22 protein-coding genes are annotated in these 23,150 nt (G+C 67.2%); 7 read left to right on the top strand and 15 right to left on the bottom strand.

The genetic code is table 11. The annotated features are described in order from the left end of the window. Window positions 1-11: 11 nt before the first annotated feature. From bsaP to ACT3UN_RS11195, 4 genes are all read right to left on the bottom strand, one after another. Window positions 12-287, bottom strand: coding sequence for a biotin synthase auxiliary protein BsaP (gene bsaP, locus ACT3UN_RS11210; RefSeq protein WP_301443964.1), 276 nt, complete (start codon window positions 285-287; stop codon window positions 12-14). After that, a complete protein-coding gene (gene bioB, locus ACT3UN_RS11205) occupies window positions 280-1,278 on the bottom strand; it encodes a biotin synthase BioB (RefSeq protein ID WP_301443965.1) in 999 nt (332 codons plus the stop codon). Before bioB ends, bsaP begins: the two co-directional genes overlap by 8 nt. Window positions 1,279-1,345: 67 nt before the next feature. Continuing rightward, window positions 1,346-2,404: an SURF1 family cytochrome oxidase biogenesis protein gene (locus ACT3UN_RS11200; protein ID WP_301443826.1), complete on the bottom strand. Its 1,059-nt coding sequence runs from the start codon at window positions 2,402-2,404 to the stop codon at window positions 1,346-1,348. Window positions 2,405-2,442: 38 nt separating this feature from the next. Further along, complete coding sequence (locus ACT3UN_RS11195; RefSeq protein WP_444647520.1) at window positions 2,443-4,860, bottom strand: HtaA domain-containing protein; 2,418 nt, start codon at window positions 4,858-4,860, stop codon at window positions 2,443-2,445. Window positions 4,861-5,229: 369 nt separating this feature from the next. Between ACT3UN_RS11195 and ACT3UN_RS11190 the strand changes: the two genes are divergently transcribed. From ACT3UN_RS11190 to ACT3UN_RS11160, 7 genes are all read left to right on the top strand, one after another. Next, window positions 5,230-6,213 carry an ABC transporter permease gene (locus ACT3UN_RS11190; protein WP_441579706.1) on the top strand — a complete coding sequence of 328 codons (984 nt, stop codon included), beginning with the start codon at window positions 5,230-5,232 and terminating at the stop codon, window positions 6,211-6,213. Between the two features lies 1 nt (window position 6,214). After that, on the top strand, window positions 6,215-7,129 hold the full coding sequence (locus tag ACT3UN_RS11185; RefSeq protein ID WP_301443764.1) for an ABC transporter permease: 915 nt from the start codon (window positions 6,215-6,217) through the stop codon (window positions 7,127-7,129). Next, window positions 7,126-9,054 (top strand): dipeptide ABC transporter ATP-binding protein, encoded by a 1,929-nt coding sequence (locus ACT3UN_RS11180; protein ID WP_444657096.1) that lies wholly within the window; start codon window positions 7,126-7,128, stop codon window positions 9,052-9,054. Before ACT3UN_RS11185 ends, ACT3UN_RS11180 begins: the two co-directional genes overlap by 4 nt. A 255-nt stretch (window positions 9,055-9,309) precedes the next feature. Then, window positions 9,310-10,941, top strand: coding sequence for an ABC transporter family substrate-binding protein (locus ACT3UN_RS11175; RefSeq protein ID WP_441579708.1), 1,632 nt, complete (start codon window positions 9,310-9,312; stop codon window positions 10,939-10,941). Between the two features lie 535 nt (window positions 10,942-11,476). Then, entirely contained in the window at window positions 11,477-11,641 is a 165-nt protein-coding gene (locus ACT3UN_RS11170) for a hypothetical protein (protein WP_444657095.1), read from the top strand. After that, window positions 11,638-11,865 carry a helix-turn-helix transcriptional regulator gene (locus tag ACT3UN_RS11165; RefSeq protein ID WP_444657094.1) on the top strand — a complete coding sequence of 76 codons (228 nt, stop codon included), beginning with the start codon at window positions 11,638-11,640 and terminating at the stop codon, window positions 11,863-11,865. The genes ACT3UN_RS11170 and ACT3UN_RS11165 overlap by 4 nt, the downstream gene beginning before the upstream one ends. Before the next feature lie 71 nt (window positions 11,866-11,936). Then, complete coding sequence (locus tag ACT3UN_RS11160; protein WP_444657093.1) at window positions 11,937-12,533, top strand: hypothetical protein; 597 nt, start codon at window positions 11,937-11,939, stop codon at window positions 12,531-12,533. A 137-nt stretch (window positions 12,534-12,670) separates the two neighbouring features. Here ACT3UN_RS11160 and ACT3UN_RS11155 read toward each other — a convergent pair whose 3' ends face one another. The 11 genes from ACT3UN_RS11155 to ACT3UN_RS11105 form a co-directional block, all read right to left on the bottom strand. Further along, window positions 12,671-13,018, bottom strand: coding sequence for a hypothetical protein (locus ACT3UN_RS11155; RefSeq protein ID WP_444657092.1), 348 nt, complete (start codon window positions 13,016-13,018; stop codon window positions 12,671-12,673). Further along, window positions 13,015-13,374 carry a hypothetical protein gene (locus tag ACT3UN_RS11150; protein WP_444657091.1) on the bottom strand — a complete coding sequence of 120 codons (360 nt, stop codon included), beginning with the start codon at window positions 13,372-13,374 and terminating at the stop codon, window positions 13,015-13,017. Before ACT3UN_RS11150 ends, ACT3UN_RS11155 begins: the two co-directional genes overlap by 4 nt. 68 nt (window positions 13,375-13,442) lie before the next feature. Continuing rightward, the gene (locus ACT3UN_RS11145; RefSeq protein WP_444657090.1) at window positions 13,443-13,961 is read right to left on the bottom strand and encodes a hypothetical protein; all 519 of its coding nucleotides are present in this window, start codon (window positions 13,959-13,961) and stop codon (window positions 13,443-13,445) included. After that, entirely contained in the window at window positions 13,958-15,400 is a 1,443-nt protein-coding gene (locus ACT3UN_RS11140) for a glycoside hydrolase domain-containing protein (RefSeq protein WP_444657089.1), read from the bottom strand. The genes ACT3UN_RS11145 and ACT3UN_RS11140 overlap by 4 nt, the downstream gene beginning before the upstream one ends. 65 nt (window positions 15,401-15,465) lie before the next feature. Further along, the gene (locus tag ACT3UN_RS11135; protein ID WP_444657088.1) at window positions 15,466-17,469 is read right to left on the bottom strand and encodes an SGNH/GDSL hydrolase family protein; all 2,004 of its coding nucleotides are present in this window, start codon (window positions 17,467-17,469) and stop codon (window positions 15,466-15,468) included. Beyond that, window positions 17,466-18,719, bottom strand: coding sequence for a hypothetical protein (locus ACT3UN_RS11130; protein ID WP_444657087.1), 1,254 nt, complete (start codon window positions 18,717-18,719; stop codon window positions 17,466-17,468). Before ACT3UN_RS11130 ends, ACT3UN_RS11135 begins: the two co-directional genes overlap by 4 nt. A 7-nt stretch (window positions 18,720-18,726) precedes the next feature. After that, window positions 18,727-19,314: a hypothetical protein gene (locus tag ACT3UN_RS11125; RefSeq protein ID WP_301443968.1), complete on the bottom strand. Its 588-nt coding sequence runs from the start codon at window positions 19,312-19,314 to the stop codon at window positions 18,727-18,729. Beyond that, on the bottom strand, window positions 19,311-20,405 hold the full coding sequence (locus ACT3UN_RS11120) for a hypothetical protein (protein WP_444657086.1): 1,095 nt from the start codon (window positions 20,403-20,405) through the stop codon (window positions 19,311-19,313). Before ACT3UN_RS11120 ends, ACT3UN_RS11125 begins: the two co-directional genes overlap by 4 nt. Further along, on the bottom strand, window positions 20,377-20,754 hold the full coding sequence (locus tag ACT3UN_RS11115; protein ID WP_304042828.1) for a hypothetical protein: 378 nt from the start codon (window positions 20,752-20,754) through the stop codon (window positions 20,377-20,379). Before ACT3UN_RS11115 ends, ACT3UN_RS11120 begins: the two co-directional genes overlap by 29 nt. Beyond that, a complete protein-coding gene (locus ACT3UN_RS11110) occupies window positions 20,724-22,307 on the bottom strand; it encodes a Gp37-like protein (RefSeq protein ID WP_444657085.1) in 1,584 nt (527 codons plus the stop codon). The genes ACT3UN_RS11115 and ACT3UN_RS11110 overlap by 31 nt, the downstream gene beginning before the upstream one ends. After that, window positions 22,304-23,149, bottom strand: coding sequence for a hypothetical protein (locus ACT3UN_RS11105; RefSeq protein ID WP_444657084.1), 846 nt, complete (start codon window positions 23,147-23,149; stop codon window positions 22,304-22,306). Before ACT3UN_RS11105 ends, ACT3UN_RS11110 begins: the two co-directional genes overlap by 4 nt. Window position 23,150: the final 1 nt, after the last annotated feature.

Genomic DNA, 23,150 nt, shown 5'->3' with positions numbered 1-23,150 from the left:
ATCAGCGCAGTTCAGCGTAGCTCGAAGTCCACGGAGTCGGTCGTGCCGTGGCGCGAGCAGGTGGCCGTCCACCCGTGCGGGGTGACCTGGGCGACGGTGCGCCGCCCGCAGGTCACGCAGTACCGGGGGACGTCCAGACCGGCCTTCTGCGAGGGTGAGTACTCCAGCGACTCCCCCTCCCCCAGGTCCGCGCCGGTGTAGGGGTCGAAGGGGCCGGTGCCGCGTCGACGCCGCGAACGGGTCCGCGAGCCTGCACCTGATTCCGTACCGGATTCTGCACTAGACACTGCGGCTCAGCACCTTGATCGGCAGGTTCATGCGGCCCACCATGTCCATGTCCTCCTCGGCCGGGCGGCCGAGGGTGGTGAGGTAGTTGCCGACGATTACGCCGTTGATACCGCCGGTGAGGCCCTGTTCCACGCCCAGGTCGCCGAGGGTGAGTTCGCGTCCGCCGGCGAAACGCAGGGTGGTCGCCGGCATCGCCAGGCGGAACATGCCCACGGCGCGCAGTGCGTCCTTACCGTCCATCACCGGCATGTCCGCGAAGGGTGTGCCGGGGCGCGGGTCGAGGAAGTTCAGCGGCACCTCGTCGGGGTCGAGCTCGGCGAGCTGCACGGCGAACTCGGCGCGCTGCTCCATCGACTCGCCCATGCCGACGATGCCGCCGCAGCACACCTCGATGCCGGCGTCCTTGATCAGGTCCATCGTCGCCCGCCGTTCCTCCCAGGTGTGCGTGGTCACCACCTTCGGGAAGTAGCTGCGGGCGGTCTCCAGGTTGTGGTTGTAGCGGTGCACCCCGACCGCCTTGAGCCGGTCGACGTCCTTCTGCGTCAGCATGCCCACCGACACCGAGACGTCGATGCCGTCGACGTTGGCGTAGATCTCCTCGACGGCGACCTCCAGCTGGCTCATGAGGTTCTCGTCGGGGCCACGCACGGCGGCGACGATGCAGAATTCGGTGGCGCCGGTCTTGGCGGTCTGCCGTGCCTGCTCGATGAGTTCGGCGATGTCGAGCCGGGTGGAACGCACCGGGGAGTCGAAGAGGCCGGACTGGGAGCAGAAGTGGCAGTCCTCGGGGCAGCCGCCGGTCTTCAGGCTGACGATGCCCTCCATCTCCACTTCTTCGCCGCACCACTTCACCCGGACCTCGTGGGCCAGGGCGAGCAGGTCGGGGATGCTCTCGTCGGGGAGCTGGAGGATTCGGATGAGGTCGTCGTAGTCGAGCCCGCGGCCATCGTCGAGGACGCGGGTACGTGCAGTCGTGAGGATGTTGTCCATGGACACACCCTAACTTGAACACCGTACAAGTTCTACCGAAAAAGTATTCTCGGGTTCCCCGCCACCCCTAGAAGCGCTCCTGATCTCGGGCGTTGCGCTTGTCGTAGAAACGGGTGCGGCTCCCCCCGTAGCGGTTCTCCAACTTGCTCGCCCTGCTCGACGACGCAGGACGCTCCGGCGTCGTCTGCGCCGCAGGTGCCGGTGCGGCCGATGCCGCAGCCTCCGGCGCGCCCGTCTGGGCGCCTGCCTGTGCTGCCACCTCGGCGGCGACCTCCGCGCGGCGACGGCGCCGCTCCCGGATCTCCGCCCACACGAAGTAGGCCAGACCCAGCGGCACCATCACACCGAAGGCGATCCACTGCAGCCCGTAGGACAGGTAGGGCCCGGAGTCCAGGTTCGGCAGGTCCAGCGCCGACATCGTGCCCGACGGGTCGGCGGTCGCCACCGAGGCGTCGTCGAGCTGCACGTAGTCGGCCGCCAGGTCCAGACCCACGGTGTCCCCGACCATCGCGGTGCTCATGCCGTAGACCTGCAGGCGGCCGTCGGCGGCCATCGGGTCAGTGCCCGGCACGGCCTCCGACATGCGCACGTACCCGGTCACCGTGACCGGCGTGGAGGTGGCCGCCGGGACGTCCGGCGCGGCAGAGCCGTCGACCGGGCGGTCCCAGCCGCGGTTGACCAGCACCGTCATCCCGTCGTCCATCCGGAACGGGGTCAGCGCGTGGTAGGCGGGGCGCCCGTCGACCGGCCGGTTACGCAGCAGCACCTCGTCGTCGACGAGGAAGCGCCCCTGCATCTCCACGCGGGTCCACTCGCTCTCCTCCCCCGCACTCGACCCGTCGGCGGGCAGCACGTCCGCCGCCGGCACCGGGTCCTGTTCCAGGCCGGCACTGAGCCGGTCGTTGAACTCGTTGGTGTCGCGGTTCTTGCCCAGCTGCCAGGGAGCCAGGACGGTGAAGGCCACGTAGGCGAAGGCCACCGCCACCACGGCGGTGATCACCCACCCCGGGGTCAGGAAGGAGCGCCACCCGGTGCGACGTCGGCGGCCACCGGCCGTCGGAACGTCCGCCCCTCCGTCGGGTGGCGAAGCGGGCGCAGAGGACGGGTCGGTCACTGGCTCAGACACGTCCACGAGTCTAGTCCGCCACCGTGGACATCCGACAGTCACTCACCGGAGCGACGCAGCCGCACACCGAACCAGGCGGCGACGGCCACCGCGATCAACGCGATCGCGCTGGGGATCGCCGAGGACGGGGTCGTGACGAAGGACACGAGCGCGTTCTGATCGTCATCGTCCCCGTCGTCGGAGGTGCCGCGGATGGTGACCTCACCGTCACCGTCGTCGGCCTGCGCACCCTCCGGTACACCGTCCTCGTCCTCGGGCATGTCGCCGAGGCCGTCGGCGTCGCCGTCGCAGCCGTCGGCCAGCGCGGCGCGGAAGGTCAGCGGATCCATCTGCGAACCCGCCTCGTAGAACGAGCCCATCGCCGAGGAACCGTCCTGTGTGAGCGTCACCGACGCATTACCGTCGAGGATGCCCTCGCTGACCCCGGCCTGCGACACCGCCAGCGAACCGACCTCGATCCGGCCGTAGTCGTGCGGGTTTCCGTCGGTGTCGTTGGAGGTGACGTCGGCCACCAACGTGCCGGTGGAGCCGGACAGGCGGATCTCCGGGTTGGCCACGGTGGTGTCCAGCACCCCGTCGTGTCCGGTGAAGTTCACCGACCCGGCGAAGGACAGCACACCGTCGTTGACCTGGTCGTCCTCGACGGAGACGGTGCCCTCGTTGCCGGAGAAGACGAAGGCGCCGTCGCTGTAGACGGTCTCGCCACCGGTGGTCCACCCACCGTTGGCGATGCTGCCGCTGATGTAGCTGCGGAAGGACTCGCGCACACCCCAGCCCATGCGGGCGTCCACGACGCGGTTCGCCGTGTCGTCCTTCGCGTCGCAGGTGGTGTCCGCCGAGCCCGCGGCACCTGCCGTGCTCGCCGCACCGGCGGTGAGCGCCAGGTCCGGGGTGCCCGAGCCGGACGCTGCGGCACCCATGCCCGTGCCGGTACCTGTACCGCCGGTGGCCGGGGACGCCGCGGCGAGCTCGCCGAGGCCGGTGGTGGCGCAGTCGGAGCCGTCGGTCTGCAGGGTGACGTTCAGCGGGTCGGCCTCGTTGTTGCCCTCCCCGTAGTTGCCGCCGAAGGCGGTGTTGCCCTCGGCGGTGATGTAGCCGGGCCCCGTCAGGTTGACGGTCCCCGCACCGGTGGCGGCGATCGGCTGGTCGAGGGTGAACTCGGCGATGGCGACCTGGCTGCCGGTGTCCGCACCGGTGACCGCCGCGCCCGGCGAGAAGCTGCTGACCGTGCTGGAGCGGTAGTCCGCGATGAACTGGGCGCGGGTGCCACGGACCTTGACGGACATATTCGACAGCGTGATGTCGAGCGCGCCGAAGTGGCCGTTCATGTGGATCGAGCCGGCCAACGGGATGTCGGCGTCCTGCCCGGAGAGCTGTGCCGATGCAGGATCACCGGTGAAGTCGAACTGGCCGGTGCCGCGGGGCTCGCCGGAGAATCCGACGCCGTCGAGGTCCCAGCCGCCCATCGCGATGGGGCCGTTGAGGTAACTGCGGAAGGACTGCTTGATACCCCACCCGGCCGATGCCGAGGTGACCTGACCGCACGTGGCGGTGTCGCCGGACGGCTGGGTCTGTGACTGTGCTTGGGCCTGGGTCTGGGCGGCGGGGGCCGTCGCTGTAGCTGCCTCCGTAGCGGCTGCCGCGGCGGTCTCGGGCTGCCCCGCGGAGCGCGCCACGGTCACCGAGTCGCCGACGGTGTTGGTCCCCGCGGCGGGCACGGTGGACAGGTTCAGCGAGAACCGGTCGCCGTCGTTCTTGCCCTCCCCGTAGTTGCCGAGCAACGCCTGGTTGAGGTTCTCGTGGATCCAGCTGTCGCCGGCCAGCGTGGCGGTGCCCTCGACGCCGCTGGCCTGGCTCAACGTCTCGTCCAGCGCGAAGGTCGCCACCGGCGACGCGGTGAACGCCGGCGGGCCGCCGGCCATGCTGACCACCGCGTCGGCCTCCGCAGCAAGGTAGCGGCCGTCGGCGATGAGCTGGGCCTGTCCGCCGCGGACCTGCAGGACCAGGTTGGACAGGGTCACGTTGATCAGCCCGCCGTGGCCGACCAGGCTCACCGAGCCCTGCAGCGGCAGGTCGGCGTCATCACCTTGTACGGCGGCCGAGGACGGGTCGACGGTGAAGTCGAAACTGCCGTCCTCACCGTTGGACGTCCCGGAGAAACCTACACCGTCCAGCGTCCAGTGCCCGCCGGCGATCGGCCCGGTGAGGTAGTTGCGGAAGGACTGCTTGATCCCCCAGGAGAACGAGCCCTGGGACACCGCCGCAGGCTGCGAGTCACCCTGGGTCCCCTCCTGAGCTACAGAGGTCTGCGCCGCAGCCGCCGGCGTGAGTGCCGACGGGGCCGCCACGGCGAGCGGACGAGCCGCGACAACGGCCACGAGAGAGGCGGAGGAGGCGATGCGCAGCGACCGCCCTGAGCTGCGCAGGGGCGGGAGAACGGGCGACAGAGGGTTCACGGGTCTGCACTTTCCTGGAAACGTCTAGAAACACATCGATGTTCAGTTAGGTAAGGCTAGTCGATCAACCCATAACTATCACCACCGGGTGCCCCCCTCTTCCGCTTATGCCCCAGCTCGTCGCACCGGACCGCTCCCCCGGACCACACGGGTCACCCCTCCCTGCCATTTTCGTTCCGCAAATAAATGAGAGTACTTCGTCCCGTATAAAAACCCATTGAAATCGGAAACTCGAAGTTAATCATCACGGAACCGACCGGAGATCCCTTCCCAAGAAAATAGGAAAGGAAACCACAGACGTCTGACCGACGTACGAGAACTCAGCTCCCCTCCGCACCGGACCGTACGGAAAGAACCCACCGAAGGCCTATGACCAGATACATCCTGAGGAGTGCCGCCAGGTGGCTCGCCGTGATCGTCATCGCGACGAACCTCGCATGGTTCCTCGCCGCCGTCTTTCTCGACCCACGCTCGAATTTCATGGGACGGCGCCCACCATTGAGCGACGGACAGATCGAGGACATTCTCGTGCCGCTCGACCTCAGTCCCACCCAGCCGATGCCGGAAAGGTGGTGGGCTTGGATCTCCGGCATCGTCCTTCACTGGGACTGGGGAACGTCCCCGCTGGGCGACAGCGTCAACGATCAGGTCGGTTACCGGATGTGGACGTCGGCACAGCTGATGATCGGAGCCACCGTCCTGTCGGTCATCATCGGAGTGGGCATCGGGCTCTACACCGCGTCCCGGCAGTACCGGACGGGAGACCGGGTCTGGCAGGGAATATCGATCGTGACGATCAATCTCCATATCGTCGTGGTCTCCGTCGCGGTCGTGGCCCTGGGCCGTGGTGTCAACGAGTTGCTCGGTACCCGGGTCTTCTACGTCACCGGCGCCCGTTCCCCGGACGTCAGCGGACTCCTGCCCACCGTCGTCGACGTCTTCCAGCATCTCGCACTACCCACACTGTCCCTGGTGATCATCACCTACGCCGGCTACCACATGCTCCAGCGCAGCCTGCTGCTGGACAACCTCAGTGCCGACTACGTCCGTACCGCACGTGCGAAGGGGCTGCCCCGGTCGACCGCGATCCGGAAGCACGCCCTGCGCACGTCCCTGATTCCCGTGGCCACGAGTGTGGCCTTCTCCATCCCCGGGGTGTTCGTGGGCGCGGTGATGACCGAGAAGATCTTCGGCTGGAACGGCATGGGCCAGTACACCGTGGACACCATCAGCAACAACGACGTCAACGGGGCGGTCGCTGTCGCAGCCTTCGGCGCGGTCGTGACCGCGGTCGGCGCCGTGCTCTCCGACATCCTCATCGTCGCCCTCGACCCCCGAGTGAGAGTGAACTGACATGGCCACCCCGCACCTTCGCCTCGTCGTCGACGAGGACACCAGAACTCCCGAACCGCAGCGAACCGGAAAACTCCGGCTCTACCTGCGCCGGTTCGCCCGGAACCGGCTGGCGCTCATCGGGGTGGCCATACTCGGCCTGCTGATCCTGACCACCCTGCTGGCCCCGCTGCTGACGCCCTGGGACTACGACGACCCTGACTTCATGAACCTGTCCACCGGACCCTCCCCTGAACACTGGTTCGGCACCACCGACGCCGGCAACGACCTGTTCGCGCAGACGGTGCACGGACTCGGCCGTTCCCTGACGATCGCGCTCCTGGTCGCCACCGGTACCACCGTCATCGCCGCGCTCGTCGGCACGGGCGCGGCGCTCTACGGAGGACGGGCCGAACGCATCCTCATCGAGCTGATCCACCTGCTCCTGGCGGTGCCGACATTCCTGTTCATCGCATTGATCGTCGGCGACTCCGGCGGCGACTGGAAGGTCCTCACACTCGTGCTGATCCTCTTCGGCTGGATGATGAGTGCCCGAGTCATCTGGTCGATGGCACTGTCCGTCCGCGAGAACGACTACGTCCGTGCCGCGCACTACATGGGGGTCAGCCGTCCTCGGATCGTGGTCCGGCACCTGATCCCCAACATCGGCTCTCTGCTGGTCATCCAGTTCACGCTCGGGGTGGTGGCCACGATCGCCAGCGAGACCGGGCTCTCCTTCCTCGGGCTGGGTGTGAAACTGCCCGACGTCTCCCTGGGCACGTTGCTGCAGACCGGCGCCGGCTCACTGACTGCCGCACCGTGGCAGTTCTGGTTCCCCGCCGCGACGCTGACCCTGCTCACGGTGTCCATCGCCTTCATCTCCGACGGCCTTCGCGACGCCCTCGACCCCAACTCCGCCGCAGGAGGACACGCATGACCACCAACACCACCGACGCACCGGGTGACGAGCCCGTACTCCGCGTTCGCGACCTGACCGTCTCCTTCCCCTCCGAGGCAGGTGTGGTCCGCGCCGTGCGCGGGGTGGACCTCGACCTGCACCCCGGACGCACCCTGGCCATCGTGGGCGAGTCCGGGTCCGGGAAGTCGGTCACCTCTCTGGCGATCATGGGCCTGCTGCCCGGGCACGCCAGGGTCACCGGGTCCGTGACCTACGAGGGGGAGGAACTCATCGGCAAGACCGACAAGGACATGTGCAAGGTCCGCGGATGCGGCATCGGCATGGTCTTCCAGGACCCGCTCACCGCCCTGACACCGGTGTTCACCGTCGGCGACCAGATCGTCGAGGCGATCCGCCAACACCAGCACGTCCCCCGGAGGACGGCCCGGGCGCAGGCCGTCGAACTCCTGGACCTGGTGGGCATCCCTGACCCCGCCAAACGCGTCGACAGCTTCCCCCACGAGTTCTCCGGCGGCATGCGCCAGCGTGCGGTCATCGCCATCGCCATCGCGAACAGACCACGGGTCCTGATCGCCGACGAACCGACGACCGCCCTCGACGTCACAGTGCAGGCGCAGGTGCTCGACGTCCTGCGGGTCGCACAACGTGAGACCGGTGCCGCGACGGTGCTCATCACCCACGACATGGGTGTCGTCGCCGACACCGCCGACGAGGTGATGGTGATGTACGCCGGACGCCCGGTCGAACGCACGGAGGTCCACGAACTGTTCGCCGCCCCTCGGATGCCCTACACCATCGGACTCTTGGGCAGTACGCCCCGGGTGGACCGCCCCTCGACCAGGCCGCTGGTCCCCATCGCCGGCACTCCCCCGTCGCTCATCGACCTACCCGAGGCCTGCGCTTTCGAGGCACGCTGCCCGGTCAGCACCGCCTCCTGTCACCGCGGTGAACCGCACCTGCTGCAGGTTGACCAGGCCGCGCCCGGGCATCAGGCATCCTGCATCCGGTCGTCCCTGATCACCGACTCCCGGCTCGACGGGGCAGCACTCTTCCCCACCCCGGAACCGAGCCCCGACATCTTCGCCGGGGTTCCCCGCGAGGAACGCGAACTCACCCTCGCGGTCACCAACCTGCACAAGTCCTTCCCTCTGACGAAGGGGGCGCTGGTGAAGCGCCGTGTGGGGACGGTGGAGGCGGTCAAACACCTCACATTCGACCTCCACGCGGGTGAGTGCCTGGCCATCGTCGGCGAGTCCGGGTCCGGGAAGACCACCACCCTGCTGGAGATCATGGACCTGGACCCCGCCGACGACACCACCATCACACTGGCCGGCACGGATGTGGCGCAGATGACCCCACGGCAACGTCGGGCATCGCGCAAGGACATCCAGATCGTCTTCCAGGACCCCGTGAGTTCACTGGATCCCCGCCAGACGGTCAAGGAGATCATCACCGAACCGCTGACCTCCCTGGGGTTCAGCGGCGACGCCGACGACCGTGTCGCTGAGCTCATGGGCCTCGTCGGGCTCGACCCCGACCACGTCGACCGGTTCCCGGGCCAGTTCTCGGGCGGCCAGCGCCAACGGATCGGCCTGGCACGGGCCCTGGCGACCAACCCCAAGATCATCGTCCTCGACGAACCCGTCTCCGCCCTCGACGTGTCCGTCCAGGCCGGGATCATCAACCTCCTCCACGACCTGAAACGACGGCTGGGGTTGTCCCTGCTGTTCATCGCCCACGACCTGTCCGTGATCCGCCACCTCTCCGACCGCGTCGCCGTGATGCACCACGGTGAGTTCGTGGAGCAGGGCCCGACCGACGAGGTCTTCACCAACCCCCGGCACGACTACACGCGCACACTCCTGGCGGCGATCCCGATCCCCGACCCCAACGTCCAACGCCATCGCAGCGGGACCGTACGCGCAACGACCGTTCAGCTCTAGGTGGACCCTGACATGACGGCGACGACGCACTCCACCGCACCGGGGAACCGCTCCCCACCTGGAGAGATCTTCTCCATGGCACCTCACGACACCCATGCACCTTCTGCACCTTCCCGCACGTACACGTTTCACGAGGAGTACCCCATGACCCGAACATCACAGCCCGTGCTGGGCATCCGCCCACCAGCGGCATCACCACGCCGATGGCGTGCCCGTCCGGTGATCGCGGCAACCACGGTGAGCGCCCTGACCGCGATGAGCCTGGCAGCCTGTGGCAGCGACGACGCTTCCGGCGGAGGCTCGGCGAGCGACGCCGGGTCCGTGGCCGCGTCCAGCATCAACGCCCAGGCACGAGACGACATCCGGGACGGCGGGACGCTGACCCTGCCGACCACGGAGATCTCCGAACAGCAGAACACCTTCCACGCCGACGGGACGCTGTACACCAAAGACTCCTGGAAATGGTACAACCCGCAGGTGATGCTGCTCGATGGTGAAGGAAACTACGAGGCGAACCCGGATTACGTCACCGACATCTCCGCGGACACCGAGGACGGCAAGACCGTGGTCCGCTACACCATCAACGACGAGGCCGAGTACAATGACGGCACCCCGATCGACTGGACGTCCTTCGAGAACACCTGGAGATCCAGCAATGGTGAGGCAGAGGGCTACAACATCTCGTCCTCCGACGGTTACTCCCTGATCCAGTCGGTGACCAGGGGCGTCGACGACAAGGAAGCCGTTGTCACCTTCGAGCAGGAGTACCCCTGGTGGGAGGGGCTGTTCGGCTTCTTCGTCCCTCCGCAGGTCGACAATTCGGAGACCTTCAACAAGGGCTACCTCAAGGACGTCCATCCCGAATGGGGTGCAGGTCCGTACACGATCGACCGCGCCGACTTCAACAACGGAGAAATGCGGTTCAAACGCAACGACAACTGGTGGGGTGAACCGGGGAAGCTCGACACCTTCACCTGGCGGGCCCTGGAGTCGCAGGCGACGATAAACGCGTTCCAGGCAGGAGAAATCGACGGTGCCGGAGTGGCGACGAAGGACAACCTGGCGACGGCGCGAAGTATGGGCTCGGACAAGGCCGACATCCGGACCGCGATGCTGCCGGCGAACTACCTGATCACCCTGAACAGCGAGGCCCCGCTCCTGGAGGAGGACGCCGTGCGTGAGGCGATCATGACCGGCGTCGACCGTTCCCAGCTCGCCGACATCCGGTTCAACGGCCTGGACTACACCGAAGAGCTTCCAGGATCGTTCACGCTGTTCCAGACCCAGGACGGATACGAGGACAATTTCGGCGCGGTCGTGTCTTTCGACCCCGAGAAGTCCAGGCAGATCCTGGACGACGCCGGCTGGACCGAGGATTCCGACGGTGTCCGCGAGAAGGACGGGGAGAAACTCGAACCTCGCTATGTCCTCCTCGGCGATGATCCCCAGGGGAAGGCCGGTGCAACCGCGTTACAGAAGATGCTCAGCGACATCGGCGTGAGAATGAAGATCGAGGAACGCCCCAGCGCCGACTTCTCGAAGGTCAGCAGTGAACGGGACTTCGACATCTTCCAGATGGGGTTCCGTTCCGGAGGTCCGGACGGCGTGGCCAGCTTCGACCAGCTCTACGGTTCCACCTCCGAGCTCAACTACTCCGGAACCGGAACCGAGGAGCTCGACAAGGAGATCCGCGAGCTGGAGAAGCTGGGAAGCGCCGACGAACAGATCGCCAGGTCCAATGAACTCGAGAAGAAGGCGCTCGGCACCTTCGGCATCATGCCGACGTTCAACGGTCCACACATCGTGGCGGTGAAACCCGGCCTGGCGAACTACGGCGCACCGGGCTTCGCCCAGGTGGCCGTCCAGGACATCGGCTGGGAGAAGTAGGGACGCAAGCGGAAGACCAGGCACCGACGTCATCGTCGGGCCTGGTCATTAGTGGTGCGCACTGACGGGCTCGAACCGCCGACCTGCTGGGTGTAAATCGGCATATCAGCCTGCCGTTTCGGTGTCCATGCAGGTCATAACATCCCGTGGTATCCCGTGGTATCCCGTCGGACCTACCCTGTTTAGGTCAGTACGTAGTCAAAATGTAGTCACGAAATCCCGTGATATCCCGTGGTTCCGGCCCGATTTGCCCATACAGTTCCGGACCTGTATAGTAGTTGTTGTGAGGGGGTGAGAGACCTTCACGCCGAGTCCCGGACAACGGGTTCGGGACAACCCCATAGCGGATCGGAGGTTGCATGTCCGACTGGATAGCAATCCTCATTGCGGCCCTCGCCGGAGTCCCCGGCTGGATCACCCTCTACAGGGATCGCCCGAAAGGGAAGCACCGCAAATGAGAAAACCCCGGCCCCGGCTAATACTAGTAGCCGGGCCCGGGGCCCTCCGACCCACAAGCCTACCGAAGGAGAACACCATGAGCACCATCGCCCGATACCTCGGACTCGCCATCGTCGCGGCCCTCATCCTCGCCGGAGGCCCGTCCGCATGGGTCATCGCCGCCCTGGTGGCCGCGCTTGGCTTCAACGTCGTCCCGGACGTCCTCCGTCGCCGAGGCCGTCAGGAGGCCTCCCAGGCGTGAACGTCACCATCACCGACGCTGACACCGGGCAGGAGCTGTGGACGGCCGGACAGTGCTGCGAGCACACCGGCGTGAGCCGCAGAACGTGGTCCGCCTACGTCGCCCGCGAACAGGCCCCCTCCCCCGTCGGACACCTCGACCGCATGAGCCTGTGGGACGCCGAGACTGTCCGCTCATGGCACGCTGCACGCCCCGGACGCACCACCAGAAAGGAAACAGCTTGATTTGCCGATACGACTCTCTCACCTATACCGTCCGTGAATACGTCCCCCTCCCCTCCAACGGGTTCTGAAAAATGGACTGGGACTACATCGGAAATATCGCGAGCATCGTCGCAGCCATCGGTTCTCCCTTCGCCATCTACCTCGCGTGGAATCAACTGGAGGTCGCGCAAAGGGGGCCAGACAGGCAAGCACTTGCAGTGGATCATGAACTGTTCGATCCTGTGAACGGTGAACAGGAATTTCGGTACCACATTCGGGTCGCGGGACCGGGGGCATTCTACGACCTTGAGGCCTACGTCCACTTCCGCGATCGATGGCACAAGGTTGTTGAGGGCTTGGTTGAGTTTCACAGATTCCACGACCCGATCCAAGGCAGCATAGTCATACCCCAGGAGTATGCCGGAGAAGCGAAGTTGGTCTTGCACTGGGGGTTTGGCTCAAAGAAAACCCAGGGGCTTGACGACCACCTCGCACTAGTCATGGTCAAGTCTGGTGATAGGTACAGATGGAGAGTAAAGTGGCTCGCGGGTACTCGAAACAGGTGGAATCGAATCGTCGACTCGCTATTCGGTGATGATCACTTTCTGATTCGACCGACGGGTCGATGGGCCAAGATTCCGGAGTACCCAGCTTCCGATCGCAGCCATCCGGGGTGGCCGAGGGGATAGGCGGCCGGAAGTACACCTACCCGAAACAGAAAGACTGGCCCCCACCGTCGTTGACGATGGGGGCCATTGGGGAGCGCACGCGGGGGCTGCGGCGCTCAACCCTGCGGCCGGTCTAGGGGCCCGCCACGGGATTGACGCTACAGGTCGTGACGGATCTCGGCGGGAATATCGGCAGACGAATCCGGGTGCCGCCGGATCAACGTGCGGATGAACTGGAGTGCGGCACGGTAGCGACTCTCCAGGGAGGACACCCGCTTGTCGAGACGCTCGATCTTGGCATCACGCTCGGCGAGCCGTTTGTCAGTCCAGGTCTGGAGCTGGCTGACGAGCTGCTGCCAGTGCTCGGCTGTCGCCGGCTGCGAGGATTCCGCCCCGTCCTGGTCATCATCGTCGCCCTTGCCGTGCTTGGCGACTATCAGGCCGATGACGCCGGTGATAAGGACGGGCAGGACATACCGGATCACGTCGGAGGCCAGGTCTATCATTCGCGTACCTCCCGGATCTTCAGCTCGAGCTTCGACCCCCGCCACAGTGACCAGCCGACGGCGGCGCCGAAAAGCCAGTACCCGCTGGCGGTGAGCCAGAGTCCAGAACCGAGCAGCGATGCACCCCACCCGGCGTGCAGTCCCAGGGCGGCGGCGTAGGCCCAGCGGTGGGTACGGGTGCCGGGGCGGGTCGCTGTGATGAAGCACAGGCCCGCCAGGGTCAGCCAGATCAGCGACCACAGGTCCATGCCGAGGAAATTCTCGGCCGGGTGGTCGGTCGGCTCGGAGTCCCAGAACGCGATACCGCGGAGCAGGCTGCCGATGCCCAGCAGGACCAGTCCGGTGCCGTCGGTCATCATCGCGCACCGCATCCGTTCCGCCGGCGCGCGGAGCCGTTTTGGTAGGTGGTCGATGGGCATGCCGATCACGCTCCCGGGTAGCGTCCGGGGCCCGCCGGGTCGTGCTCGGGCTCCGGGTCCTCGGCCTGGATGTCGTGTTTGCCATAGGGCTCGGAGTAGACGGCCTTGATTCCCTCGGCCACCCTGGCACGCACGGACTCCGGCAGCTCGTCGAGCTTGGCGGCGAGGATGTCGCCGACCTGGTTGGCGGACGACCGTGCCTCGGCCCGGACCTGCGACAGCATCTTCTCCGCCTCCGCTCGGGCCTCGGCAAGTGCTTCGGTGCGGGCTTCCTCCCGGGCCTTGGACTGCTCGGCCTCGACTTCCTTGGCCGGGGCGTCGACGTTGCGAAATGCCTTGATGCCAACCAGGGACAGCAGGGGCCCGCCGACGTCGAGGACTCGCTGGGCGGTGGCGTCGATCTGGTCGGGGTCGATCAGGCCGATGCCCGCCAGGACCACGCCGAGGGCGACTGCCCCGGCGTACAGGGCCTTACGGCGGACTTTCGGGTCGTTCCAGTTGTTCTTCTTCTCGGTGTCGGTCATGGCTGTGTCCCTTCTGCGATGATGGCGCGGAGCTTGTCCTCGCCGACGATGGCGATCATCTCGGGGACGGTGCAGCCCCCGGTTTCGCGCAGCTTCTTCTTACCGGCGGCGATGATCGAGTCGATGTCCCAGCCGGCGAACGACGGCGCACCGTCGGGTGTCCGGCCGGGCCCGGCGATCTGGTCGAGTAGCAGCCTCGAGTAGTCGGTCACGGGTGTCTCCTTCGGGGTTTCGGTGGTGGCACTGCGCATCGCGTCGTACCAGTACTGCGCCCGCTCCATCCACTTGCGGTGGTACTTCCCGCCGTCGGCGAGGTGGAACGGGCACGATGTGGCTCCGGTCTCCAGGTGGTCGCGGATGTTCCGACCGAACACCGGGCGGCCCAGGCCGTGCTTGAGGCACAGTGCGGCGGCGAGGTGGGCGCCTTCCTCGATCGTGGCGTCGGAGATCGGCCAGTCGAGGTTCGCTCCCCCGCTGTTGGCGTGCTCGATGCCGATGCTCTCTTGATTCCGCACGGTGTCGGCGGCGTGCCAGGCGGTATCGGAATCCCAGACGAGCTGACCGACCATGCCGAACCGGTCGACCTGGTAGTGCGCGCTGGCCTGCCGTTGCTGCCACACGTCCCAGATCTGGTCGATCGACAGGATGCCGGCATTGTGGTGCCTCACGATGTACTTGATCTGCTTTCCGCCGCGGCCAGGGGTGGTGTGCTTGTTCATGAGCTTGGTGACCCACGCCTCGCACTTCGACCAGGAGCGCATCACGCCCTGCTTGAAGTCCCCGGCGACCGCCGGGGCCGACGGGGCACCACTGTCGCCCGGGGTGGACGACCAGTCGCGGTGGTAGGCGTCGTTGACGTCGATCTGGATGCCGTCGGGGCCGGCCACGTTGTGCTCGCGCTGGTACAGCACGGCGTAGTCCGAGCCGGTGACGCCTTCGGACCACGACTTGGTGACCCAGCCGAGCACGCGGCCCGGCTCGACGACGGCGACGACGCCGTCCTCCATCGCCCAGTGCACGACCTTGCTGTGTCCGTAGATGCCGACCCGGTCGCGGCCCAGGACCTCGACCGCGGCACGGAAGTAGTTGACCGCGGTGCCGTTCCACTGCTGCAGGCTGATGTCGAAGTCGACGGCGAAGAACACCGGGGCGTCGGGCATGCCGATCTCGTCGAGCTTCTTCTTGGCCGCCTGGGCGTCGTCCCGACCGCCGGCAGCGCCGCGCATGGCGTCGGGGTTATCGGCCCCGCCGTACTGCCACACCGTGGCGATACGCAGACCAGCGGCGCGGTACTCGTCGACCTTGGCCTTGGTGAGTGGCTTGGCCTTCATCCACGACTCACGCGGCGGACTGATGTACGACACAACACCGATGTGCCCAGCGGCCTTGATCGCCTTACCGGAGGGGAATCCAGCGCTGAAGTCTATGACTGTAGCCATGTGTCACCCCTTTCAGGGCATGAGAAAACCCCCGGAGCGGTCCGGGGGCTGGTTGGGTTGAGGGGTTAGTGGGCGACGAAGCGCCACCAGACACGTCCTTGGGCTCCGGGCATCCCGGAGTTTCGTGGAGCTCCGGGGCCGCCACCGCCGCCGGGAGGACGTCCGCCCTGTCCGTTGCTGGCGCTGCCACCGCCGGCGAAGCTGCGTCCGAAGGCGGTGTAGTGTCCCGCAGCTCGTCCCGGATTGTTGCCGTTGGTGCTGGTGCCCGGTCCGCCGCCGGAAGCGCTCAGGACCTCCTGCCCGCCGATACGCACGGTTGCGGCAACACCTGCTGTCCCATTGCTGGAGTCCGTTGACCCGCCAGAGCCTCCGAGCCCCGGGCGGGCACTCAAGGACTCCCCGCCGGTGACCTGGATACTGCTGTGGCCCCATGATCCGGCCCGGCCGCCGTCACCGGTGGATATGAGGCCGCCTCCTGCGCCACCACCGCCTGCTCCCACGGCGACGACTTCGACGGTGTCGGCCCAGTCCGGGACGGTGTCGTCGATGCCCGCTGCCGAGGAGGTTTCGGACCAGTCGGAGACACGGGTGGTAACCGGGATCTTGTGCTTGTCGGCGAGGGTGGTGATGCGGGCCTGGACGGTGTCGAGGTCTGCGCCGTGGTGCCACCACATCTCGCGCACCGACATCTGTGCCCACTGGCTCTCGCCAGCGTTGGTTCCGATCTTGAGCGAGCGCATCCACGGTCCCATGCTTGCGTCCGGCGACTGCACGGCGAGGTGCTGCCCCGACAGGCTGTTGAGGTGGATGCGGGAGTGTCCCGACGGCAGGAAACTGATCGCGAGCACCAGCGGCTCGGTCAGCAGGTCGCCGGCGATCGGCACGCCGGGCGAAAGGGCGGACGAGCTGGCGGCTTTCATCAGCCCGGCCGGCTGGTCGTACCAGGCCCACAGGTAGCCGGAGTCTGCCCCGGACCGGGAGAACAGGGCCTGCGAGCCGGTCGAGCCGTCGCGGGTGAGGGCGTCGAGGACGGCGTAGACCGTCAGCGGGGCCGCGTGGACTCCGCCCCAGTCGCTGGTCTCCATCTTCCGGTTGCTGCCGGTGAAGTCGAGGAAGCGGCCGCCGGTGGAGTTCCAGAGCGTCGGGCGGTAGTCGCCGGAGGCGGTCATGCTCGTGCCTGCCTGCAGCACACCCTCCGGGGTGAAGCTGGACATGCGGGTGCCGTTGGCGAGGTGGTCCCACTCGCCGGCGTCGAAGCCGTAGATCGTCTCGTCCTCGTGGGCGTCCAGGCCCCACCACTCGCTAATGACCGCGGCGAGCAGGCTGTTGCCTCGCTCGTTGAGATGGACGCGGTCACTGGCGAACACATCCTTGGAGCCGCGAGCCTGGTCGAACAGTGCCCCGGCGTCGAGGAACTCCGCCCGGGTCGTGTCCTCGGCGACCTCGCGCAGCACCCGGCCGTAGTCGGCCCACTTGTTGGTCACCGCGGCGTCGTCGACGTCCTCCCGCCGCGGCGCGTGGATGAACAGCTGCTTCGTGTCGCCGCTGATGGCGTTGCGCAGGACGTTGTTGGTCACGGCGACCAGGTCGTCGCGGTAGTCGTTCAGGGGCCGCTGCAGGCTGTAGTCGTTGGAGCCGACCATGTGCACGACGATGTGCGGCTGGTAGCTCTGCACGATCCCCGTGCGCTCGTTGCCGTAGTAGTTGTTCGCCGTCGTCCCGCCGACGCCAGCGTTGAGGAAGTGGAAGCCTGCACCTCCCGGCGCGGGGTAGGTGCCGGTGGTTCCCTTGACCATCGCCGTGGCCTCAACCCCGGGCAGGTGCGACGCGAGGTAGCCGGTGAGCTGGTAGACCAGCCCCTCCGACCAGGCGACGCCGTGCCCCTGGATCGTCGACGAACCGATGAACAGGATCCGCAGCGGGTTCGTGCGGGCGCGCTCCCACTGGTAGCCCATGCGCGAACCAGCGCGGGCCGACCACACCAGGTCCGCGCCGCGGTAGACCTCACGGATCTTCTCCGGCCCGGCGTACACCTCGCTGATGGTGCGGCCGTCGACAATGATGCTCATTCCGGCTCCCTCACGAGGTAGATCGTTGTGGCGTCCGGGGTGTCTGGCATGGCGTCAACCACGACGATCGTCGGTACCGCGGCGTCGACGTAGCGCTTCGTGGTGAGGTGGTCGGCGCCGGTCGGGTCACCGGCGGAGAGCGTCGCGCCACTGGTGGCCCGGTATGCCACGGTGCCGGGGGTGACCTGGCTGGAGTACTGCAGGCGGGTCTGGCTGCCGGCGACGGTGGTGCCGTACAGGCGGGCCCCATCCGTGACGGTGTTGACCTTGCCGTCGAGGGCGTCCTTGAGCCCATCGATGCCGGTGATCTCATGGCCGTGGTCCTTGGCGGCCTTGTTGGCGATAGCCTCGTTGACCTGGTCGAGCATGTCCCGGTTCTCGGAGGCGTACTCGGCGAGCTCGCGCAGCGTGTCCAGGTCCTCCGGCGCGCCGTCGACGACGTCCGAGATCTGTCGGGTGACCTCGACGCGCGCGGCGTCCCCGGCGCGGTCTGCTTCCTGTTTTGCCCGTTCGGCGTCGGCGGTGACCCCGGAGGCGATGCTGTCGACGTGTCCGTTGACGGCGTCGATGATCAGTTGGGTGTCGGTGGAGAGCTGCTCGTACCAGTCGTGGACCTCGTCGCGGATCTCGCCGGTGGACGTGCGGATCGACTCGGCGTCGTCGATTAGGCCTTTGACCTGTCGGAGGTACTCCTCGGCCTGACGGATTGCTTCCTCCGCGCGGCGCTCGAGGTCTTCTACGCTCGCCGCGGCGCGGTTGACGAGGTCCAGGGCGTTGGCGACTTCGCGGGCCTGCCGGCGCACTGTGGCGCGGATGGATTCGAGGCCGGAGAGGTCGTCGTCGGGGTAGCCTTTGGCGGAGAACAGCGTCGAGAGCTCGACGGGCCCCTCGGTCGCGTCGACGAGTAGGGGGTTGAGAGGGACCTCGATGCCCTGGTAGGCGACGTTGAAGCGGGCCCGCCACCACAGCTCGACCTCGCCGATCTGGACGGGCAGGGGCTGGCCTTCGCGGCCCTGTAGGTCGGTGAGGATGCCGTCGGCGACGAGCGCGGTCACGGGCTGGGTGGCGACCAGGCGTAGCGGCTCGTCGTCCCCTCCGGCGGGGGCGGCGACGACGCCGTCGGGCCAGACTGGGGTGAAGGTGACCGTGCCGGTGAGGGGGACCTCGTCGAGGTAGGCGTCGTCGTCGGCGTGGGAGTCCTCGACCAGGAGGGTCCACCTGCCGGTGATCATTTCGTGGCGGATGCTCATAGCGACCTCATTTCCGGAGATTGTTCTGGGAGAAGCTGCTGGTTCCGCCGTCGATGCGGTACATCGTCATCTTCATCTCCCCCTTGGTCCAGCTGCCTGAGCCCATGGCGATGGGGACGACGAGCTCGCCGCCGGCGTTGGAGACGATGACGTCGCTGAAGTTGCCGTAGGCGATCGTCCGGCGGTTCGCGGTATCTGCCGAGGCGTACTTCGGGTCGTGGGTCGTGCTCACCTGGAACCAGGTGTCCCCGGATGCCGGTGTACACCGGAAGTTCACCGTGACCTTCCAGACCCCGGCGTCGAGGATCCGCAGACCCCAGTAGTCGTTTGAGTTCTGCTCAGCTGACACTCCGACGCCGGGGAACGACGAGCGGTTCCCGCTGATCCCGACGACCTGTTCGGCGCTGCCGGTCATGTAGGTGCCGCCGGGGAGATCGTCGAAGTTCGGGTAGTGGTAGATGTTGCCGTAGCCGAGCATGCCGCCGATTGCTCCGAGGTCTTCCTGGACGGCGACCTGCTCGCCGTAGTCGACCATCGACTCTTCGAAGATGTTGGCGTCGAAGCTCTGCCGCTGCGGGGTGCGGTAGAACGTCATCCGGACATCCTCTCCACCTTCACCTGCAGATTCGAGCGCCCCGAGGATGCGACCCGCCAGCCTGTGCCGAGCCCGGCGGACTTCACGGCGACCACATGGAGCTCCACCTCTGTGCCTGCCTCGACGACCCCGGCGCGCAGGCCGGTGGATTCGGGGGTGACGGGGATGTCGTGGAAGGCGTCGAATCGCTGGTGGATCCATCCGGTGGCTTCCATGGAGCCCCAGGCGCAGCCGACGAGGGTGCCGTTGTCGGGGTCGTCGGCGAGGACCTGGACGTCGATGGTCTGTCCGATGATGGAGGAGACCTCGACGCCGCCGGAGAAGTCCAGGCGGTAGCGGAAGGGCTGGGCGGGGATGGTGACGGTGGTGATGTGGTGGCGGGAGGCGGAGATGCCGGCGGACCAGTCACCGAAGGCGGACGGGGGGACGCTGTAGAGCTGGGGGCCGAGGTAGCCGTCGCGCCAGACCATCTTTCCGGTCTCGCCGTCGTGGACGAGGATCTGTCCGTCGGTGGGGCCGCCGTCGATGTCGGGGCTGGTGTAGATGCCGCCGGGCGGGCCTTGGTCGCCGGGATCACCCTTGGGGAGCTTCGGCAGGTCGAGTCCGACGGTGTAGGAGCCGTCGGACCCGCGGATGCGGACGCCGAGAGTGTCGTCGAGTTCGCCGTATCCCTCGATGGTGACGGTACCGGGCCACAGCTCGGGCGGCGGGCCCTGCTCACCCTCGGCGCCGAAGGCGTTCTCGTAGACGATGAACGTGCTGCCGTTCCAGACGTACATGTCGTTGTTGTCGGTGTTACGGAACGCCCAGTTTTTGTGGCGGTGGTCGAGGGCTTCGCGCAGGGCGGCGAGCTGTGCGCTGGTGCGGTCGCCTTGGTGCACGACGGGCTCGCCGGGGTCGCCCTTCTCGCCCTGGAATGCGGGCAGTGCGAGGCGTGCGCTTCCGGCGGAGCCGTCCTGTCGGCGGCGGACGTGCAGGTAGGTCTCGGTCATCGGTGGCTGTGAGGGGTCTGCCTTGATGCCGAAGATGTCGAGGTCGGCGTTGATCCGCTCGATGAATTCCTCACTGATCGACTGGCGTTTCGCTGCCATGGTCGGCCACCTTTCTGCGTAGATCTGCCCAGGCCCGGTCGGGCGTTTCGCCCAGTACGGTCGCCCCGGTCGGTATGTGTGTGAGCTTGACGATGGTGTTGTCGCCGGTCATCTCGGCGCGGACGTCGCCGACCTCGGGGTCGGTGGTGACCTCGCCGAGCGGCTGCCAGGTGCCGTCCTTGCGGATCTCGCCGTGCTCCCACCGCACGATCGACTCGGCGAGCAGCCGGGCGATCTCCGGGGGCATGTCCGCAACCGTGTCGTTCGGCAGGGGTGCGGCGGTGAGGAACCGGGCGAGCGAGTCAATCTGGTCGGCGACTAGTTCTGCAGTGCGAGGCGATTGATCCATCCGGTGGCCTTTCTGACCTTCTTGAGTGCGTACAGGCCGGGCTCGGATTCCTCCGGGCTGGCGACGGTGAGGGTGACGGTCGTGGTGCCGCGACCGCCGGAGGCGGAGAATCCGGTGAGGGTGTCGACGCCGATCGAGCCGTCCTCGCGCTCGACGGCCACGGGCATGCCGAGCATCAGGTGCCGACCGATGAAGTACGGGGCGCCGTTGGCGACCTGGATCTCGTGGGAGACCCAGCCGCGGGTCTCGTGCAGCGTCGATTTCGCCGCCTCGCCTGCCTGCAGCGACAGCGCGGTGGTCTGCGAGCCTGCGAAGCGCTCGCGCAGACGCCAGTCGCCTGCCTCGCGGGCGAGGTTGAGGTTCTCGACCGAGTGGTAGGCGAACAGGCGGTTCTGTGCGAGCTCCTCGAGGAAGCCGATGCGCAGGCCGGGCAGCCCGACGGCGGCGCCGATGGCGGAGACACCCGCGCCGACGGTCGTGGCGACCAGGCCGTTCAGCCAGCCGGGGCTCTTGCCGCCGACGGTGGCGCGGGTGGCCTGCGGTAGGTGGGTGACCTCGTCGGCCTGGGTGGCCGGCGACCACTCCCCCGACCGGTACAGCGGGATCCGCAGCTGCTGGCGGTCCTCCAGGCGGTCCATGATGCCTGTGGGCTCCAGCAGCGGGTAGGTGATCCAGCTGAACGCATCGTCGGCAATCTTGATGGCCTCACGGATCAGCCCGTCGACGAACGTGCCCGTGAAATTGATGTCCCGGGCACTGGGAACCATGTCGACGATGATGCGGGGCTCGGCCAGCGTCATCCACTCCGGGAACGGCTGCGCGTCACCGGGCAGCCACAAATCGCAGCGCACCGACATGCCCTGCGCCTCAGCGATCTCTACCGCGGCGTCCCAGGCTGTCTCCATGCACCACTCGGCCATGATCCACCCCGAGGTATCGAAAAGTCCGACACGGCGGGGATTGATCATGATGGGGTGCAGGGCGTTGCGGACCAGGTCCCACGACCCCGGGTCGAAGGGGTTGCGGATCGGGATGGACCAGGTGTTGGCCTGCAGCCGCACGAGGTTGAGCGTCAGTGCGGTCTTCCACGCGGTGGAGGCCGGCCCGATCGCACGCCAGGCCCCGGAGATCTGCACCTCCGGCGGCATCAGCGGATTCGCCCACAGGTGAACCGCGGAGAGGTAAGCGGTGAGAGTAGAGCCCGTCACCTCGAACCAGGTGCGCTTACCGATGCGCACCCGTCGGTAGCTGGTGAGGACGAAGGCCGGCCGGTAGCCGCCGGGCCAGTCGAAGGTGACCAGCCTGGCGAGGTAGCGGTCCAGCCCCTCGAAGTATTCGGTCCAGTTGTCGTCGGCCGGGAGCTTGAAGCTGCACGATCCGTGCTCGAGGTCTTTCTCGTCGAAGGTCCAGTCGATCGCGTTGGTGCATGGTGACCAGAGTTTGAGCCGCCCCTTGCCGGTCCAGAACTGGATGTGCGGCTCGGGGGCGGTGAAGCGATCGCGCTCGGCGTTGTCGGAGGACAGCAGATCGTGCAGCGAGTCGGTGAGATTCACAGCAGCCCTTCCATGTGGATGCGGGTGTGCGCCAGCACCGCGGTGTCTCGGCTGCCGTCGGTGACGCGGACGCCGACGCGGGTCATCTCCCCGGCCGGGATCGGTCGGGAGAGATAGCCCTCGACGTCAGGCCACCGGTTGGTCGACGTGCCGTCGGCGGCGATGGAGCGCATGACGGAGCGGGCGGGGTCGGTCTGGAGCAGTGCCCGCTCCCCGGCATCGAGTGCCGGCAGGCGGATCTTCTCGCCGGACATCGACAGAGTCACCTGCCCGGGCCCGTGGACGACGAGAGTCGGCCATGCCGGCCACTCGTCGCCCCCGGTGACCCACAAGTTCCCCTTGCCCTGGTCGCCGGAGTTTCGCCACTGTGACGTAACCGGTGCAGTCTCAGCCCTGGGGTCCTCGGCGATCAGGACAATGTCCAGATGCATCGTGGACGTCAGGTACGGAGACTTCGCCAGTCCGGGCTTCATGGAGCGCCGGTAGCACCGCAGCCACCGCCACCCCGTCACCGGCGAGTTGACCGCCAGCCACCCGGCGCGACCGAGCGGAAACATCCGCTTGAGGTCCTCGCGGATTGCCTGCATGTCTGCCGGTGTCTTGCCGAGGATGGTGATGGGGAGGTCGACCTCACCGTGGCCGTGCTCCCAGCCGGCGATGGTTTCGCCGATCTGGGTGATGGCGGCCTCGAATGCGGGTGAGGCCTCGACCGAGCCGACGCCGTCCAGGCCCTCGTCGAGGGAGACACCCTCGCGGCGTTGGTCAGCTCCGCCGGCGAGGTGGAGCTGGCGGCCGTCGGGGGTGATCCAGACGAGGACTGCCGAGCGGTTGATGCCGAGCATC

It is taken from the genome of Corynebacterium sp. AOP12-C2-36 (assembly GCF_052379185.1).
In the GTDB taxonomy this organism is placed as follows: domain Bacteria; phylum Actinomycetota; class Actinomycetes; order Mycobacteriales; family Mycobacteriaceae; genus Corynebacterium.
This window is presented reverse-complemented; position numbering and strand designations above follow the sequence as displayed.

Coding starts and splice junctions, on each gene's coding strand:
- bioB (WP_301443965.1), bottom strand. CDS start 1,278: ATGGACAACATCCTCACGACTGCACGTACCCGCGTCCTCGACGATGGC.
- ACT3UN_RS11190 (WP_441579706.1), top strand. CDS start 5,230: ATGACCAGATACATCCTGAGGAGTGCCGCCAGGTGGCTCGCCGTGATC.
- ACT3UN_RS11185 (WP_301443764.1), top strand. CDS start 6,215: ATGGCCACCCCGCACCTTCGCCTCGTCGTCGACGAGGACACCAGAACT.
- ACT3UN_RS11180 (WP_444657096.1), top strand. CDS start 7,126: ATGACCACCAACACCACCGACGCACCGGGTGACGAGCCCGTACTCCGC.
- ACT3UN_RS11175 (WP_441579708.1), top strand. CDS start 9,310: ATGAGCCTGGCAGCCTGTGGCAGCGACGACGCTTCCGGCGGAGGCTCG.
- ACT3UN_RS11170 (WP_444657095.1), top strand. CDS start 11,477: ATGAGCACCATCGCCCGATACCTCGGACTCGCCATCGTCGCGGCCCTC.
- ACT3UN_RS11160 (WP_444657093.1), top strand. CDS start 11,937: ATGGACTGGGACTACATCGGAAATATCGCGAGCATCGTCGCAGCCATC.
- ACT3UN_RS11155 (WP_444657092.1), bottom strand. CDS start 13,018: ATGATAGACCTGGCCTCCGACGTGATCCGGTATGTCCTGCCCGTCCTT.
- ACT3UN_RS11150 (WP_444657091.1), bottom strand. CDS start 13,374: ATGACCGACGGCACCGGACTGGTCCTGCTGGGCATCGGCAGCCTGCTC.
- ACT3UN_RS11145 (WP_444657090.1), bottom strand. CDS start 13,961: ATGACCGACACCGAGAAGAAGAACAACTGGAACGACCCGAAAGTCCGC.
- ACT3UN_RS11140 (WP_444657089.1), bottom strand. CDS start 15,400: ATGGCTACAGTCATAGACTTCAGCGCTGGATTCCCCTCCGGTAAGGCG.
- ACT3UN_RS11135 (WP_444657088.1), bottom strand. CDS start 17,469: ATGAGCATCATTGTCGACGGCCGCACCATCAGCGAGGTGTACGCCGGG.
- ACT3UN_RS11130 (WP_444657087.1), bottom strand. CDS start 18,719: ATGAGCATCCGCCACGAAATGATCACCGGCAGGTGGACCCTCCTGGTC.
- ACT3UN_RS11125 (WP_301443968.1), bottom strand. CDS start 19,314: ATGACGTTCTACCGCACCCCGCAGCGGCAGAGCTTCGACGCCAACATC.
- ACT3UN_RS11120 (WP_444657086.1), bottom strand. CDS start 20,405: ATGGCAGCGAAACGCCAGTCGATCAGTGAGGAATTCATCGAGCGGATC.
- ACT3UN_RS11115 (WP_304042828.1), bottom strand. CDS start 20,754: ATGGATCAATCGCCTCGCACTGCAGAACTAGTCGCCGACCAGATTGAC.
- ACT3UN_RS11105 (WP_444657084.1), bottom strand. CDS start 23,149: ATGCTCGGCATCAACCGCTCGGCAGTCCTCGTCTGGATCACCCCCGAC.